Source organism: Jiella avicenniae, from assembly GCF_021390325.1.
Taxonomy (GTDB): domain Bacteria; phylum Pseudomonadota; class Alphaproteobacteria; order Rhizobiales; family Rhizobiaceae; genus Jiella; species Jiella avicenniae.
Window position 1 is genome coordinate 14,048 of sequence record NZ_JAJUWU010000019.1, and the last position, 15,814, is coordinate 29,861.

12 protein-coding genes are annotated in these 15,814 nt (G+C 67.6%); 7 read left to right on the forward strand and 5 right to left on the reverse strand.

Annotated elements, in window-relative coordinates:
- Positions 1-86: 86 nt before the first annotated feature.
- Positions 87-989, forward strand: coding sequence for a LysR family transcriptional regulator (locus LZD57_RS17895; protein ID WP_233720853.1), 903 nt, complete (start codon positions 87-89; stop codon positions 987-989).
- Positions 990-1,004: 15 nt separating this feature from the next.
- Here LZD57_RS17895 and truA read toward each other — a convergent pair whose 3' ends face one another.
- From truA to def, 3 genes are all read right to left on the reverse strand, one after another.
- Entirely contained in the window at positions 1,005-1,784 is a 780-nt protein-coding gene (truA, locus tag LZD57_RS17900; RefSeq protein ID WP_233720854.1) for a tRNA pseudouridine(38-40) synthase TruA, read from the reverse strand.
- Positions 1,785-2,113: 329 nt separating this feature from the next.
- Complete coding sequence (gene fmt, locus LZD57_RS17905; protein WP_233720855.1) at positions 2,114-3,109, reverse strand: methionyl-tRNA formyltransferase; 996 nt, start codon at positions 3,107-3,109, stop codon at positions 2,114-2,116.
- A 4-nt stretch (positions 3,110-3,113) separates the two neighbouring features.
- Entirely contained in the window at positions 3,114-3,629 is a 516-nt protein-coding gene (def, locus tag LZD57_RS17910; protein ID WP_233720996.1) for a peptide deformylase, read from the reverse strand.
- A gap of 179 nt (positions 3,630-3,808) precedes the next feature.
- Here def and LZD57_RS17915 point away from each other — a divergent pair, with 179 nt between their 5' ends.
- From LZD57_RS17915 to LZD57_RS17925, 3 genes are all read left to right on the forward strand, one after another.
- Positions 3,809-4,975: a DNA recombination protein RmuC gene (locus LZD57_RS17915; RefSeq protein WP_233720856.1), complete on the forward strand. Its 1,167-nt coding sequence runs from the start codon at positions 3,809-3,811 to the stop codon at positions 4,973-4,975.
- 461 nt (positions 4,976-5,436) lie between these two features.
- On the forward strand, positions 5,437-6,999 hold the full coding sequence (locus LZD57_RS17920) for a serine protease (protein ID WP_233720857.1): 1,563 nt from the start codon (positions 5,437-5,439) through the stop codon (positions 6,997-6,999).
- Positions 7,000-7,361: 362 nt separating this feature from the next.
- Positions 7,362-7,649: a hypothetical protein gene (locus tag LZD57_RS17925; protein WP_233720858.1), complete on the forward strand. Its 288-nt coding sequence runs from the start codon at positions 7,362-7,364 to the stop codon at positions 7,647-7,649.
- 123 nt (positions 7,650-7,772) lie between these two features.
- Here LZD57_RS17925 and LZD57_RS17930 read toward each other — a convergent pair whose 3' ends face one another.
- The gene (locus LZD57_RS17930) at positions 7,773-8,531 is read right to left on the reverse strand and encodes a pyrimidine 5'-nucleotidase (protein ID WP_233720859.1); all 759 of its coding nucleotides are present in this window, start codon (positions 8,529-8,531) and stop codon (positions 7,773-7,775) included.
- Positions 8,532-8,580: 49 nt separating this feature from the next.
- Here LZD57_RS17930 and LZD57_RS17935 point away from each other — a divergent pair, with 49 nt between their 5' ends.
- Entirely contained in the window at positions 8,581-9,480 is a 900-nt protein-coding gene (locus LZD57_RS17935) for an EamA family transporter (RefSeq protein WP_233720860.1), read from the forward strand.
- A gap of 10 nt (positions 9,481-9,490) precedes the next feature.
- Here LZD57_RS17935 and LZD57_RS17940 read toward each other — a convergent pair whose 3' ends face one another.
- Entirely contained in the window at positions 9,491-9,973 is a 483-nt protein-coding gene (locus tag LZD57_RS17940) for a Pycsar system effector family protein (RefSeq protein ID WP_233720861.1), read from the reverse strand.
- A 205-nt stretch (positions 9,974-10,178) separates the two neighbouring features.
- Here LZD57_RS17940 and LZD57_RS17945 point away from each other — a divergent pair, with 205 nt between their 5' ends.
- Both LZD57_RS17945 and LZD57_RS17950 read left to right on the forward strand, forming a co-directional pair.
- A complete protein-coding gene (locus LZD57_RS17945; RefSeq protein ID WP_233720862.1) occupies positions 10,179-13,772 on the forward strand; it encodes a tetratricopeptide repeat protein in 3,594 nt (1,197 codons plus the stop codon).
- On the forward strand, positions 13,773-15,767 hold the full coding sequence (locus LZD57_RS17950; RefSeq protein WP_233720863.1) for a CHASE2 domain-containing protein: 1,995 nt from the start codon (positions 13,773-13,775) through the stop codon (positions 15,765-15,767).
- The last annotated feature ends 47 nt before the right edge of the window (positions 15,768-15,814 follow it).

A 15,814-nucleotide genomic window follows, 5' to 3' on the forward strand; every position in this document is an offset into this window, starting at 1 on the left:
CCTCTGTGGTTCGGCCCGTAGCTAGACCACCGCAAGCTGTGCGATAACCGGCTGAAATCCGCACAGGTCGTGCGAAAGGACGAACGATGCCCGAACTCGCCGATCTGCCCGAGTTCCTCGCAGTGGTGCGCGCCGGTGGCTTCCGCGACGCGGCGCGCGTCACCGGAAAGAGCGCGTCGGGCCTGTCGGAGGCGGTCCGCCGGCTGGAGACGCGTCTCGGCGTCCGGCTGCTCAATCGGACGACCCGCAGCGTCGCGCCGACCGAGGCAGGGCGCCGGCTGATCGAGCGGCTCGGCCCGGCGCTGACGCAGGTCGAGGACGCTCTCGATGTCATCAATACGTTTCGCGATCGCACGGCGGGGACGTTGCGGCTCAACGTTCCGGTCTCCGCGGCCCGCCTCGTCCTGCCGAAGATCGTCCCGGATTTCCTCGCCGCCTTTCCCGACATCCGGCTGGAAGTCATCTGCGAGGACAGCTTCGTCGACGTTCTGGCGGAAGGCTGCGACGCCGGCATCCGCTATGACGAACGCCTCGAACAGGACATGATCGCCGTGCCGATCGGCCCGCGCGAGCAGAGGATGGCGGCGGCCGCCTCGCCGGCCTATCTCGACCGCGCCGGGCGGCCGGAGCATCCGCGCGACTTGTTGACCCATCGCTGCATTCTCGGCCGCTTTCGCGGCGGTGCGCTGACGACGCCCTGGGAGTTCGAAAAGGACGGCGAGATCGTCAAGGTGGAAGCCGGCGGCCCGCTCGTCACCTCCACCGGCGGCGGCATGGACCTCGCCGTCGAAGCCGCGATCGGGGGCGTCGGCATCCTCGGGCTGTTCGAGGAATGGCTGCGGCCGGCGCTGAGCGACGGGCGGCTGGAACCGGTGCTGGAAGACTGGTGGCAGAGCTTCTCGGGACCGTTTCTGTATTATCCGGGTCGGAAAAACCTGCCGGCGCCGCTGAGGGCGTTCGTGGATTTCGCGAAGGGGGTGCGGTGGTGAGAAGGGGGCGCTCCGTTACCCGTCATAGGCCGGCAGCGTCCGCTTCGGGGCGTTGCCGTATTCGACCTTCGTCAGATACAGCCCGTCCGGCGGCGCCACCGGACCGCAGCGCGTGCGGTCGTGGCTTTCGAGCGCGGCGACGACGTCGCCCGTCGTCCAGCGACCCTCGCCGACGAGCTTCAGCGTCCCGGCGAAGGAGCGGATCTGGTTGTGCAGGAAGGACTGGGCCATCGCGGTGATATGCACCTCCTCGCCGGGGCCCTTCACGACGGAGAGTTCCTCCAGCGTGCGGATCGGGTTCTTCGCCTGGCAGTGGGTGGAGCGGAAGGTGTTGAAGTCGTGGGTGCCGACGAGGGCCTGGGCGGCCTCGTGCATCGCCGCGACGTCGAGGTCGCGCGAGACCCACCAGACCCGGCCGCGGTCGATCGCCGGCGGCGCCCGGCGGTTGAAGATGCGGTAGAGATACCAGCGTTTGCGGGCCGAGAAGCGGGCGTCGAAATCGTCCGCCACGCGCTCGGCGGAAACGATCGAGACCGGCTCGTCGCGGATATGGGCGTTGAGCGCGTCGCGCACCGTGTCCGCCTGCCATTCGCGGGACAGATCGACATGGGCGACTTGGCCGGTGGCGTGAACACCGGCGTCGGTGCGCCCGGCGCCGAACAGCGTCGGGGCCTCGCCTGTGAAGCCGGCAAGCCCGGTCTCGATCACCTCCTGGACCGACAGGCCGTTCTCCTGCCGCTGCCAGCCGCGATAGGGGCCGCCGTCATATTCGATGGTGAGCTTGTAGCGGGGCATCAGGCGGGGGATGCGGGGGGCCGAGCGCAGCGAGGGCGGCGGGCAATTCGCGCAATCCGGAGAGGTGATTGTGGCTCCGGCCGAAGATCTCTTCGTACATTCTCGACAGGTCCCGGATGACGGCTCACAGCCCTCACCGCGGCGTCATCCTCGGGCCTGTCCCGAGGATCTCCTGTGATCTCCGCGGCAAAATCCTCGGTCGATGAAACCCACCCGTCATATTCCCTCGTCGGCCGACGGCAGTAGATCCTCGGGACAAGCCCGAGGATGACGCCGCGGGGAGGGCGGTTGCTTGTTTCTGTGGCGGTCGGCCCGGCAGACAGCATTACCTACTCCCCGCCCAAGACAGTTCCCGCCGCGACGGGCGCACCGCGCAGCAGCTCGGCCGCCGCCACGCGTTTGCCGCCGGCGCGCTGCAGTTCGAGGAGGCGCACGGCGCCGGAGCCGCAGGCGACGGTGAGGCCGGAGTCGAGGGTGGTTCCGGGGGACACGGACGCCATGTCGGCATCGGAGACGGCCTGACCGTGATCGCCATCGACCGCGACGGCCCGCAGCAGTTTCACCCGCTCGGGCGCGCCGGCAAAGGGGATCGTCGTCCAGGCCCCCGGCATCGGCGAAAAGCCGTTGATTCGGCCGGCGACGACCGCCGCCTCGGCCGTCCAGTCGATCCGGGTCTCGGCCTTGTCGATCTTCTTGGCATAGAGCGGAGCGCGACCGGTTCGCGCCTCGATCGCCGTCTGGTCCTCGAAGGGGAGGGTGCCCGCTTCCAGCTTCGCAAGGGCCTCGATCATCAGCTCGGCGGAAAGCCGCGACAGTCGCTCCTGAAGATCGCCCGCCGTTTCGTAGGGGGCGATCTCCGTCTCTGCGGTGAGCGCCACGGGGCCGGTGTCGAGCCCGGCTTCCATCCGCATCACCATCATGCCCGTCATGGCGTCGCCTGCCTCGATCGCCCGCTGGATCGGCGCGGCGCCCCGCCAGCGCGGCAACAGCGAGCCGTGGCCGTTGAGGCAGCCGAAGCGTGGCGCGTCGAGCACCGCCTGTGGCAGAAGCAGGCCGTAGGCGACGACCACCGCGACGTCGGCTTCGAGGGCGGCGAAGGCTTGGATCTCGGCCTGGTCCTTGAAGTTCAGCGGCGAGCGCACCGCGAGCCCGAGCCGCTCCGCTTCCACCTCGACCGGCGAGGGCGTCAGCTTCAGCCCGCGGCGGCCGGCCTTGCGCGGCGGCTGGGTGTAGACCGCAGGCACGCGGTGCCCGGCCGCGACGATGGCGGCGAGCGTCGGCACGGAGAAGGCCGGTGTGCCCATGAAGACGACGGAGAGCGCCATCGCCTCAGGCCGATTTCAGCCGCGCCTGCTTGGTGAACTTCTTGATCACCATGTCGCGCTTCAGCTTCGAGATGTGATCGATGAAGAGAACGCCGTCGAGATGGTCGATCTCGTGCTGCAGGCAGGTGGCGAAGATGCCCTCCGCCGTCTCCTCGTGCATCGCGCCGTCGAGCCCGAGATAGCGAACGGTCACCGTCGCCGGCCGCTCGACCTCGGCATAGTAGTCCGGGATCGACAGGCAGCCTTCCTCGTAGAGGCTGCGCTCGTCGGAGCGCGAGACGATCTCCGGGTTGAGAAACACCCGCGGCGCCTTTTCCTCGTCCTCCTTCGACACGTCGAGCACGAGCATGCGGAGCGGCTCGCCCACCTGGATCGAAGCAAGGCCGATGCCGGGCGCGTCGTACATCGTCTCCAGCATGTCGTCGGCGAATTTCCGCAACGGATCGTCGACTCGCTCGATCGGCCGGGAGACCTCGCGGAGCTTGGGATCGGGGAGAATGATGAGCGGCTTGATCGTCATGGCGCGGAGGTAGTGGCTGGCGATGAAGCGGTCAATCCGCTTCATGCGCGTGGGAGCGATGCTTTCGTATACTGCCGGCCGGCGCAGGAGCCGCCGGAATCCGGCCGTCTCGAAGTCTGCCGATGAATCCGTTCTTCTTTTGGTCCCATCGTTAAGGATTGCCTGCTATCGTCGCGCACATGATTCTCGACGTCGTCGCCCTTTTGAACCGTCCCGTCGTCGCGCTCGCCGGCGTCGAGGTGACGGGTCTTGCCGCCGCTCTCGCAGCGCTGTGTTTCGTCCTCGGCTTCGCCTGGCTTCGGGCGGCCGGTCGCGCCAGGAGGGGACGCGCCGCGCTCGACGCCGCCGAGCAGAACACCGCCCGGCTCGACCAGCTCGTTCGCAGCCAGGCCGAGATGTCCGGGCGCATGCAGACCATGACGGAGATCTTCGGCGCCCGGCAGGCCGATCTCACACGCTCCTTGTCGGACCGGATGGACGGTCTGACCAGCCGCATCGGCCAGTCGATCCTTTCGACCACCAGGGACACCAAGGCCTCGCTCTCCGCGCTGGCGGAGCGTCTCGCGGTCATCGATCAGGCGCAGGGCGAGATCCGCAGTCTCACCGGCGAGGTCGTGAGGCTGAAGGACGTCCTCGCCAACAAGCAGAGCCGCGGCGCCTTCGGCGAGGGGCGGATGCAGGCGATCGTCGCCGACGCCCTGCCGGCCTCCGTCTACGTCTTCCAGGCGACGCTTTCCAACGGCCGGCGGCCCGACTGCCTGATCAAGATGCCGAACGGCGCCCCCGGCCTCGTCATCGACGCGAAGTTTCCGCTCGAGGCCTATTCGGCCCTCGAGACATCGCCGGATGCCGAGGCGAGGGCCGCCGCCGCGTCGCGGCTGCGCCGCGACATGGAGGTGCACGTTCGGGCCGTCTCGGAAAAATACCTGATCCCCGGCGAGACCCAGGACACCGCCTTCCTGTTCGTGCCGTCGGAAAGCATCTTCGCGACGATCCACGAAAGCTTCGACGACGTCGTCCAGAAGGCCTACCGGGCCGGCGTCGTCATCGTCTCGCCCTCGCTCCTCAACCTGTCGATCCAGGTCGTCCAGGCGGTCCTGAAGGATGCGCGGCTGCGGGCCTCGGCGGGCCGGATCCAGTCCGAGGTGCGGCTCTTCGCCGAGGACCTGGAGCGCCTCGACGCACGGGTCGCCGCCCTCAAGGGCCACTTCGCCCACGCTTCGCGGGACATCGACCAGATCTCGCTGTCGAGCGACAAGCTGAAGCGGCGTGGCGACAGGATCGCCGGCATCGAACTCGGCGACGAGGCCGCGCATCCGCCCGCGGGGTCGCTGGCGCGGGGGTGAGGACAGCGCAGACGCTTCGAAGCCGGCCGGATAGCGCGATCGCTCGGCGACGAAGTCGAGCCCCTCGGCTCGGTCGAACCGATGGCGCGCCCGCAGCCGTCCCGGGGCGACACGCCGCGTGCTCACAAAGTTGTTATCGGATCGTTCGACGCCCGATGATCTGGCACGGTGGGCGCACCGTCTGAAAAGGGTCGCTGGCAGCATGGGCTGCTTCGGAGGTGGCGGATGCCGACCAAGGACAGGCTGTGCGGCAGGGCCCGACGGGTGCCAGCCAATGGCCGACCGGCGTCCCATCAACGCTGCGTGATCCGCTGTACTTTCCGCTGCGTCAGGGGTAAGTGGCGGCAGAAACCTTAAAAAAAGATTTACGCCAGGGCGGATCGAAAACGCTCGGGCTGCATTGTAGACTGCAGCATTCGGACACGCAGGGGGATCACATGCGTCGCGGACTGGGGGTCATCATGGCAGCTTGCTTGCTGGCGGTTTCGCCGGCGGCTGCGCGTGACCTTTCGAGCGGCATCACCCCTATCACGTCTTCGTCGGCCGAACTGTCACTCGCCTACAACACGCAGACGGACCTTTCATTCCGGCGCGGATTGCAGATCCGCCTCGCCTGGACGGGCGACTATGCCGGACCGTTCTCCGGTATGATCGCCGCGCCGACCCTGCGCGCCATCCGCGATTTTCAGGCCCGGCACGGCATGAAGGCCGATGGCGTGATCAGCGAAGCCATGCTGCAGAAGCTGATCGCGATGTCCGACGGTATCCAGTCCGATCTCGGCGTCGCGATGGTCGACGACGGCGCGACCGGTGCGCGCCTCGCGCTGCCGCTGAAGCTGGTGAGCGATCGCGGTCGGACCGAGGTGGGCAATCTTTGGCGTGCCGAGGGCAACGGTATCGAGGTCGAGACCGTTCGCATCGCCGAAACCGGCCAGACGCTCGGTGGGCTGTACGCCACCTTGAGCGAGCCCACCGCGCAGCGCTCGGTCAGCGACGCCCAGAAGGCGGAAGACTGGTTCACCGTCGCCGGCACCGAATCGGGGCGGCGCTACTTCATGCGGTTCTCCGGCTCGGGCTCCGACCTGCGGGGCTTTTCGATCTCTTACGCGGATGCGGAGGTCGACGCAGCGGAGATCGGCTCCTTCATCACCGTCGCCTCCAATCTGTTCGAGCCTTTCGCCGGCGAGCCGAATGCTCCGCTGGTCGCCGAAAATGGTGCCAATCCGTTTTCCGCGATGCTGGCGCGACGCCGCTCGACCTCCGACGGCGAGTCGGCCCGCTACGCGATGGCCGAACGTGGCGACGGCAATGCCCGCTCGCATCTCTTCGAGCTGCCGCGCAGCCGGCGCGGCGGAAGCGGTGCGATGGAGCCGGCACAAGGGGTGGCCCCCCAGCCGGGCAGCCCCGCTTTCGACATGGCCGGATCGGGCTTCGTCGTCGCCGACGGCTGGCTGCTGACCAATGCCCATGTCGTTCGCGGCTGCCGCAAGGTCGAGGTCGGCGAAAACGTTTCGACATCGGATATCCGTATCGACGACGGAAACGACCTGGCGCTGGTCCACGTGGATTCGAGCCTCGGAAAGCCGCTGGCGATTTCTGCCTCCAAGCCCCGGCTCGGCGAGGACGTCCTCGCGCTCGGCTTTCCGCTCCGTTCGATTCTCGCCGATTCGCTCAACGTCACCCGTGGCAACGTCTCTTCGCTGCTCGGCCTGATGAACGACCCGCGTTACCTGCAGATCTCGGCGCCGGTGCAGCCGGGCAATTCCGGCGGTCCGCTGGTCGACCTCGCCGGCCGGGTGGTGGGTGTCGTGACCGCAAAGCTCGATGCGGTCGCCGTTGCCGACGCGACCGGGGACATCCCCCAGTCGATCAACTTCGCCATCCGCCCGGACACGGTCGCAGCGTTCCTGCACAAGAACGAGATCGAGTTCCGCACCGCCGATGCGAAGGCTTCCCTCGAAAGCGTCCCGGACGCCACCGCGAGGGTGAAGGATGCGGTCTATCCGGTGGTCTGCACCGACTGACCCATCGCACGGGCGGCCCGGCATCGCCTTGCATGAGATGACGGCTCGAGGAAGGGTTCGAGGCAAGGGCGCAGGGCGCCGTTGCCTCGCTCGCTGTCTCGCCGTCCGTTACGGCCTCCTTCGCTCTGTATCCTCTCCAGTGGCGCGCCCGACACTCAGAACGAGCGGCGTTCCTCGCGCCGTCACGCAAATCGGGCGGCGTGGAACAGTCGAATGACGCGGCCTCCGCGTCGCCTGCAAGGAACCTCGTTCGAGCAAACGCCGTTCGCCTCACTTGGACGCTGCGATGCAAAACGCGATGCAGCCGATCACGACCGCCGCTTCGAAGCGGCCTCGAGCGCAGAGGCCAAGGGGATCTTTTCATGCCGGACTTCGACACCGACTCCAAGATGATGCGCGAGCAGCAGAACCGGGATACGCCGGAGGACGTCACCCGCGGCGACGCGCGACCCGAGGCTGCGGACAGCGACGACGCCAGCAGCCGCGAGCGCCGGGCGGCGATCTCCGGCGGAGGCGACGGCGAGGAGCAGATGGAAGCCATCCTGCGCCAGAACCGGCAGGAGACAGGGGCGAGCGAGGGCTCGACGGCAAAGGCCGGGCATCCGAAGAAAGGTCTCGTCCGGCGGGGCCGTTCGCTCCTCGGCGGGTGAACCGCCGTTGCCGCGACGTGCATGGAATGCGGCAACCACGCATGAGGACGCAGGGCTACCGTCGTCCCAGCGAAGCTTGAGGTTTGATGAGGCAGCTTTCGCCCCGTCCGCTCGCGGGCGGTGTCAGCCGATGCTGCGCAGAAAGGTCGCCAGGTCGTCGGTGACGTAGTCGATGTGCTCGCCTTCGCGGCCCTCGTGCTCCCACACGTCGCCGAAGGTGTCCTCGAAATTGGCCGGGACGATCAGGATCGTCCGCATGCCGAGCTTCTTCGGCACTTCGAGATTGCGCGCAAGATCCTCGAACATCGCCGCATGGGGGGCGTCGATGCGGTGCAGTCCGAGAAACTTGTCGTAAGTCTCCGCCGCGGGCTTCGGCACCAGGTCGGCCGCGACGAGATCGAAGATGTCCTCGAAATGATCGAGAATGCCCAATTGGCGGGCCGCCCGCTCGGCATGATTGCGGTCACCGTTGGTGAAGATGAACTTGCGGCCGGGCAGGTTCGCGATCACCTCGCCGAGGGCCGGATCGGGATCGATCCAGGAATAGTCGATGTCGTGGACATATTGCAGAAACGCGTCCGGATCGACGGAATGCTCCAGCATCAGCCCGCGCAGCGTCGTCCCGTGGCGCCGGTAGAAGTCCTTCTGGACGATCCGGGCCTCGTCCTTGGGCAGTTGCAGGAACTGCGCCACGAAGGCGGTCATCCGCTGATCGATCTGCGAGAACAGGTTCGTGTGGCGCGGATAGAGCGTGTTGTCGAGATCGAAGACCCAGTCGCGAATACCGGCGAAATCGCCCGGCCGCACCTCGGCGGTCTTGCGGATGCCGGGTTCGGTGGGGGCGAGCTTTCGCTCTTCGGCTTTTGTCGGTTTCTGAAGCATCGGGGGATGATAGACGTCGGACCTTGCGAAAAACAGGACGATTCGCGAAATGCCCCTCTGGATCCCGATCACGATCGCGGCTGCCTTCTTCCAGAACCTGAGATCGGGGCTGCAGAAACGCCTCAGGGGCAGCATGGGGACGACCGGCGCGACCTTCGTCAGGTTCGGCTTCGGGTTGCCCTTCGCGCTGATCTACCTTTTCGCGGTCGTGACGATCGGCGGCGAGCCGATGCCGGCGCTCAACGCCGCGATGATCGTTGCCGCGGTCTGCGGCGGCCTTCTGCAAATCGGGGCGACCTTCCTCCTCGTCTATCTCTTCGGCCTGCGCAATTTCATGGTCGGGACGGCCTATTCGAAGACGGAGCCGGTGCAGGCGGCGCTGTTCGGTTTCCTGATCCTCGGTGAGACGGTTTCGCCGCTCGCTTTGCTTGCGGTCGTCGCAGGCGTCGTCGGCGTCGTCCTCATCTCGCTCGGCAATGGCACCAGCCGCAACCTCGTGAATGGGCTCGCCTCCCGCGCCGCCCTCATCGGGATCGCATCCGGGGCGCTGTTCGGCGCGTCGGCAGTCGGGTTCCGCGCCGCCGCCCTGGCGCTTCCCGAGGGCTCGGCGGCGCTGCGCGCGGCGCTGACCCTCGTCGTGGCGCTGACGATCCAGACGGCGGCGATGCTCGCCTGGATGGCAGCAAAGGACCGCGCCGAACTCTCTCGCGTCGCCCGCGCCTGGGCGCCCGGCCTCATCGTCGGCCTTGCCGGCGCCGGCGCCTCGGCCGGCTGGTTCACGGCGATGACCCTGCAGAAGGTCGCCTATGTCCGCGCCCTCGGCCAGATCGAGCTGGTGTTCACTTTCGCCACCTCGGTCTTCTGGTTCCGCGAGAAGGTCCGCCCTTTGGAACTACTCGGCTCGGCCGTCATCGTCCTGGCGATCCTGGCCCTGCTCTCCGGGATGTGACGGCAAGGCCTCATGCCGTCGCGAGCAGGACCAGATAGCTCGCGACGACGACGAGCATGGCGCGGAAGGCGAAGGCGACGAGCCGGTACTTCGCCTTGCAGATCGCCGCGAGCGTCGCGGTATTCTGCAGATAGTCTTCATAGAGGAAATCGGTGTCCCCGCGTTGCCGGGCATCCTCGAGCGTCCGGCTGGCGTCGGGCCATGCACCCCAGAAGAGGATGCTCGTGCCCGGCCGCGAGCGCGGCAGAACCACGCAGATGGCACAGACCAGTGCGAAGCCGACGGCCAGCATCAGCACCAGACTGGCCACGACGTTGACGATCCCCGCGGAGGCGAGATGCTCCAGCGAGAACGATCGCCGGGTCTCGGCCGACCAGACGACCAGCGCCAGGATGAAAGTGAAGATGTAGGCCGCCTTCTGGTCGGCCGTTCTGATCTGATCGGCGAAGATGCGGTTGGCTTCGACGAGATGGGTGAGATGCCGCTCGGACATCGTATGCTCCAGCCTGTGTGGTTCGGAGGAAGGGCCTCGGCGCGGGCGCGATCCGATCGATGCCCGTGCCCCCGGGTCTGTGGCGGTGCCGACACGGCACCGGGGATTCGACTTGACCCAGCGTCTCAACCGCAGATCCGTCGATTGACAGTCGCGTTGCGGCAAATGATTGATGCCCTATCGTCATATTCGAAGCCCTCCGTCAATGCGCCAGACGCTTTGCCATCTCACGATTTCCATCTGCTGCGGCCTTTCGACGACGTCGGCCCTCGCTGAGCCGATTCCGCGCTCCGCCCCGGCCGCGGGCGCGGTGATCGCGGCCAAGCTCGGCGAGGAGATCGAATTCGTCGAGGCGCCGAGCTGGCGCGGCGTCGAGGTATTGCAGGAGGTCAAGACCGGCGACGTCCTGAGGACGAATGCGACGGGCCAGCTCGCCATCCTGTTCTCCGACCAGACCCAGGTGCGCGTCGGTCGCAACTCGACACTCCTCGTCAAGGAGCGGATCCCCGGCGGCGATACGCGACTGGTGCTTCAGAGCGGCCAGATCTTCGGTCGCGCGGCTCGCGGCGGATCGGGCGTCTTCGTCGAAACGGCCGCCGCGACGGCGGCCATCCGCGGGACGGACTGGTCGATGCAGGCCGACGGTTCCCGCACGACGCTGACGGTCCTCGACGGCGAGGTCGAGTTCTCCAACCCGCAGGGTTCGGTGACGGTCCGCCAGGGGGAAGGGGCCGCCGCGACGCTCGGTCAGGCACCGGCAAAGATCGTCATTGTCGCCGACGACGTTCACGAGCAGATGCTGGTCAACCTGTCGATCCGGGCGGCGTTCGAGTCTTTTCCCGCCACCTCGCTGCCCAATCGTGCGCTCCTCGGCGAGCGCGCCCGCCTTTCCCAGCTCCCGCTCGCCTCCCGCGGCGCCGAGGACCGGGTGCTGGCGGCCGAGATCGCCGCCGACCGGGACGGCCGGCAGGCGGCGGAGGCCGCGATCGGCGAGGCGAGAACCCTCTCGCTGACGCCCGGACAAGCGGCCCGGCTGGATCTGCTCGAAGCCAACATCGCCGCGGGAAGGCAGAACTACCGGCGTGCCGTCAGCCTCTACGAGGGCGCGCTTCCGCATCTTTCCGGCGAGCAGAAGACCACCGCCACCTATTTCCTCTACTTCGCTCGCTCGCTGGCCGATCCGCAGCATGCACCGACCCCTCCGCGGCCGGATCCGAACGACCGCATCTCCGTCGTCGGCGAGGCCTTCGTCGCCGCGATGCTGGACACGCCGCGCGCGGCGCTGAAGATTTTGAAGGACGCCGAGCCGCGGTTTCGGGACGACCCGCAATATCAGGCGGTGCTTTCCCAGGTCGCGGTGCTTTCCAGCGACTACGAGACGGCGCGGCGGGCCGCCGACCGGGCCTATCAGCTCGACCCGAACGATCCCGATGCGCTGTCGGCCCGCGCCTATTACCGGGCGAACGGCATATCCGACGTCAAAGGCGCGATCGCCGACCTCGAAAAGGCGCTGGCGGTCGCTCCCGGCGATACGGAACTCCTCAACGACTATGCCCTTGCGCTGTCCGACCGAGGCGCCGACAAGGAAGCGGAGGCCGCTCTCCTGCGCGCCATCGCGATCGATCCGGAAGAGCCGGTCACCCGGGCCAATCTCGCCATGCTCTACATCTCCCAGGGCCGAGTCGCCGAAGCCCGGCAGATGACCGACGAGATCTTCAAAGCGGATCCATCCTTCACCCTCGCTCATCTGACCCGCGGTCAGCAGCAGATGCTGGAAGGAAAGGAAGCCGAGGCGCTCGACAGCCTGCTCAAGGCCTCGACGGCCAATCCGGCCTATTCGGACGGACTGCTCGCGCTCGGCGAAGCCTATGCGGCGACGGGCGACATCGAACACGCCAAACAGGCCTTCGACGACGCCGATCGGCTCGATCCGAACAGCTCGCTGGCGGCGCAGTATCTGTCGGCGCTGGCGATCGATCAGTACCAGGCCGACGCCGGCGTCGAATATGCCCGGGAGGCGGTGAAACGCATCCGGGCCAAGGGCGGCGACTATGAATCGATCCATGCGACCCGCGATTCCGGCTCGGTGCTGTCTGCCGCCTACGGGTTTCTGTCGCTCGATGCGTGGGGCGCCTATTGGAGTGACGTCGTCTTCGATCCGTTCGAGGCGGCCGGATACTTCGATCGGGCGCTGCAGGGCAGTGCCGCACCCTTCTATCTCAGCCGCGACGACGAGATCGTCGGGCCTGATCCGGTCGTCGACGGGCGCGGTCTCTCGCTCCTGACGAAGGGCATTCTGGGAGATGCCCTGAGCCTTGCCGGCTCGAACCTCCGCCCGTCCTTCGTGACGACGCCCTTCAGCGAAGTCTCGCTGACCGGCGGGTTTCTCAACGCGGGCGGCGAGTTCGGCGGCAGCTTCGGCGCCTCGTTCCAGTCGCTCGGCTACGACCCGCTGCCCTATTCGATGCTCATCCAGGCGAGTGGCGAGACCGTCTCGCCGGACTATGCCAGTCAGGAAGAGGAGAACTATCAGGTCATCGGCGGCTTCGGCCTGCAGGTCACCCCCTACGACCGGCTGGCCGGGTTCGTCACGGTGAACCGCTCGACGGGCGGGCTGAGCGTGGAGTCTATCCCCTTCACGCGCTTCGACAACACGCGCGATGACTCTTTCACGGGTGTCCTCGGTCTGTCCCACACCTTCGGCTACGAGAACGTCCTCAACGTCGCCGTCTTCGGATCGCAGAACGATGGCACGCAGGAGAGCGTGCCGCTGGAGTTCCTCATCAGCGACGTCTTCGGCGCCTACTCCGCCAAGGCGAGACAGGATAGTTTCAAGGCGAGCGCCTCGCACATCGTCGGATTCGAGCCGCTGACCATCGAGTACGGCGGCGAGTATGGGAGCCTGCGTTCAAGGGCCGACAGCGAACTCTACGCCGTCTATCCCAATGGACCGGTCCAGGTCGCGCAGAACGACTCGGACAGCCGCTCGAGCTTTGGCCGCGCCTGGATCGACGCGACCTTCGAGGCGACCGAGGAACTGCGCTTCGAGGCCGGACTGTTCGGCACGACAACCGAAGGCGAGGGCGCCGACGACGACCTCCTGGCGCCGCGCTTCGGTGCCGCCTTCATGCCGGTCGACGGCCAATGGCTGCGGGCGGCCTTCATGCGAGAGCGGCCGGAGGAGGACGCCTACACGCTGGCGCCCATCGGAGTCCTCGGCCTCAGATCCAGCTCGGTCGCCGCCGACGTCGACCACGTCGATACCACCATCGTCCGTCTCGACAGCGAATGGTCCCGCCGGTTCTTCACCTCGCTGGATTATCAGCATCAGGACTTCGACGCCCTCAGCTACGCGATCCCCGGCTACATCGACGGCGTCGGCGTCGACGACGCCAGGCTCGATCGTCTCGCTTTGACCGCCAATCTCTGGCTCGGCGGCGGCCTCGGCGCCTCGGCGACGGTGGCGCGCTCATGGTCGAAGGGGACGATCGACGAGGAGACGGGCGATTTGCCCTATGTTCCTAACTGGAGCGGACAGTTCGCCCTGACCTACGTCGATCCGAGCCGGGTGAAGGTGACCGCGCGGGAAACCTATCTCGGCAGCCGCGGCTCCCATCTGGATGGTTACCGCCTCGAAGACGCCTTCGTCACCGACGTGTTCGGAAGCTGGGAAAGCGAGGATCGGCACCTCGCGGTCGATGCCGGCGTCTACAACCTCTTCGACGACACCGTCGAGGTCGCGCCGCTGGTCCCGACGGCGCAGCGGACCATCCGCGTGAGCATGCAGGCGCGGTTCTAGATGGAGCGAGCGAAGCGACGTCGCCTGGCCGAGACGGCGCTCTGCGTCGCCGCGGCGATCATGCTCGGTCTCGCCTTGTCGACGTGGCAGCCGTTTCGGCTGGCCGAAGCGCGTGTCTTCGATTTTCTCGCAACCCTGTCTCCGCCTCCGATGCAGTCCCTGGCGGAAGCCGACGGCGGCATCGTCGTGGTGGCGATCGACGAACCCTCCTTTGCCGAGATCGGCCTGCAATGGCCCTGGCCGCGCACTCTCCACGCCGAACTGGTGGCGGCGCTGAGGAAGGCCGGGGTGAAGGCGATCGGCCTCGATCTCGTCTTCGCCGAACCGTCCAGCCCGGTTGCGGACCAGGCCCTCGCTGCGGCCCTCGGACCAGACGTGGTGCTCGCGGCCGACGAGAGCCTCATCGAGACGCCGCATATGAGCCAGCTGATCCGGACCGAACCGCTGCCGGAATTCATCGAGGCGGGTGCGCGGGTCGGGCTCGCCTCGGTCACGCTCGACGCCGACAACGTGCTGCGACGGATGCCGACGGCGCCGGACATCTTCGCCGCCGAGCTTCTCGAGGCGGCCGGCGGCGGAGATCGCGGCGAGAAACCGGAAGAGGCTGCGGCCGGCCGGCTGATCGCGCCGATGGGTCCGGCCAGGACATATCCGACCGTATCCTACTATCAGGCGCTCGATCCGGAAAACTTCCTTCCGCCGGGTTATCTCAAAGGCAAGATCGCCGTCGTCGGCCGCAGCCTGCAGATGGCGATCCCTGCGGAGACCGGGGGCGCAGACAGTTTCGCCACCGCCTTCACCGCGTCGACGGGCCTGCTGGTGCCGGGCGTCGAGATCCAGGCGACGATCGCCGACAATCTGCGCCACGCCCTGTCGTCGCGATGGGCGGGCCTGCCGCTGCTCGGTCTTGCGGTCGCCGCCGCAGCGCTCCTCGCCGGCGTCGCCGCCTTCCGGCCGGCGGGCCTGTGGACGCTCGGCGCGGGCCTCGGGCTCGTGGCGCTGATCCTTGCAGTCAGTGCCGTATCGTTCTTTTTCCTCCGGATGTTCCTGCCGCCGATCGCGCCGTCGCTCGCCGTCACCGCGGTGCTGGTGCCGCTCGCCGCCCGCGACATCACCCAGGAGCGGGCGATGCGGCGCGAAGTGACCAGAGCCTTCGGCCATTATCTCGCGCCGGCTCTCGTCGAGCGGCTGGCGCGGGACCCGTCGGCCCTGAAATTGGGGGGCGAACGGCGCGAACTGACGATCCTCTTCAGCGACATCCGCAACTTCACCACCTTGGCGGAATCGATGAAGGACGAGCCGGAACGGCTGACCCAGCTGATCAACCGGCTGCTGACGCCGCTGTCGGCCGCGGTGCTGGAGCGGGGCGGGACGATCGACAAGTTCATCGGCGACTGCATCATGGCGTTCTGGAACGCGCCGCTCGACGATCCGGACCATGCCGTCCACGCCGTCGAGGCCGGCCTTGCGATGCTGGCAGCCGTCGACGCCTTGAACGAGGAGCTTCGCGCCGAACTCGGCGAGACGGCGCCGAAGCTCGCGGTCGGCGTCGGCATCAACACCGGCGCCTGCGTCGTCGGCAACATGGGCTCGGCGACGCGCTTCGACTATTCGGTGCTGGGCGATGCGGTGAACTACGCCTCCCGCCTCGAAGGGGCGTCGAAGGAATGCCGCGTGCCGCTGCTGCTCGGTGCCGGGACGGCGGCGAAGATCGGAGGCAGGCTGGGGCCGCTGCTCGTGGCTCGAATTGCAGTGAAGGGTCGCAGCGGTGTTTCGCCGGTCTATACGGTCGCCTCCATCGAGCCGGTCGAGGAAGCAACGCGCAAACGCTTCGACGCGGCGGTGGAGGGCCTTCTCGTCGGCGCCGAACCGGTGGCCGCCTCCTTCGAGGTGCCTGCGCTCGAGCACCTCTACGCCACCATCGCGGCGCGCGAGGCGCACAGGCATCCGAGCCCGATCCCCGGCGCGAGCGAGGTGCGGGCGGAAACCGTCTGAACGACCCGCCGTCCGGTGGTCGACTTGCGCGACCGGCCACACCTTGG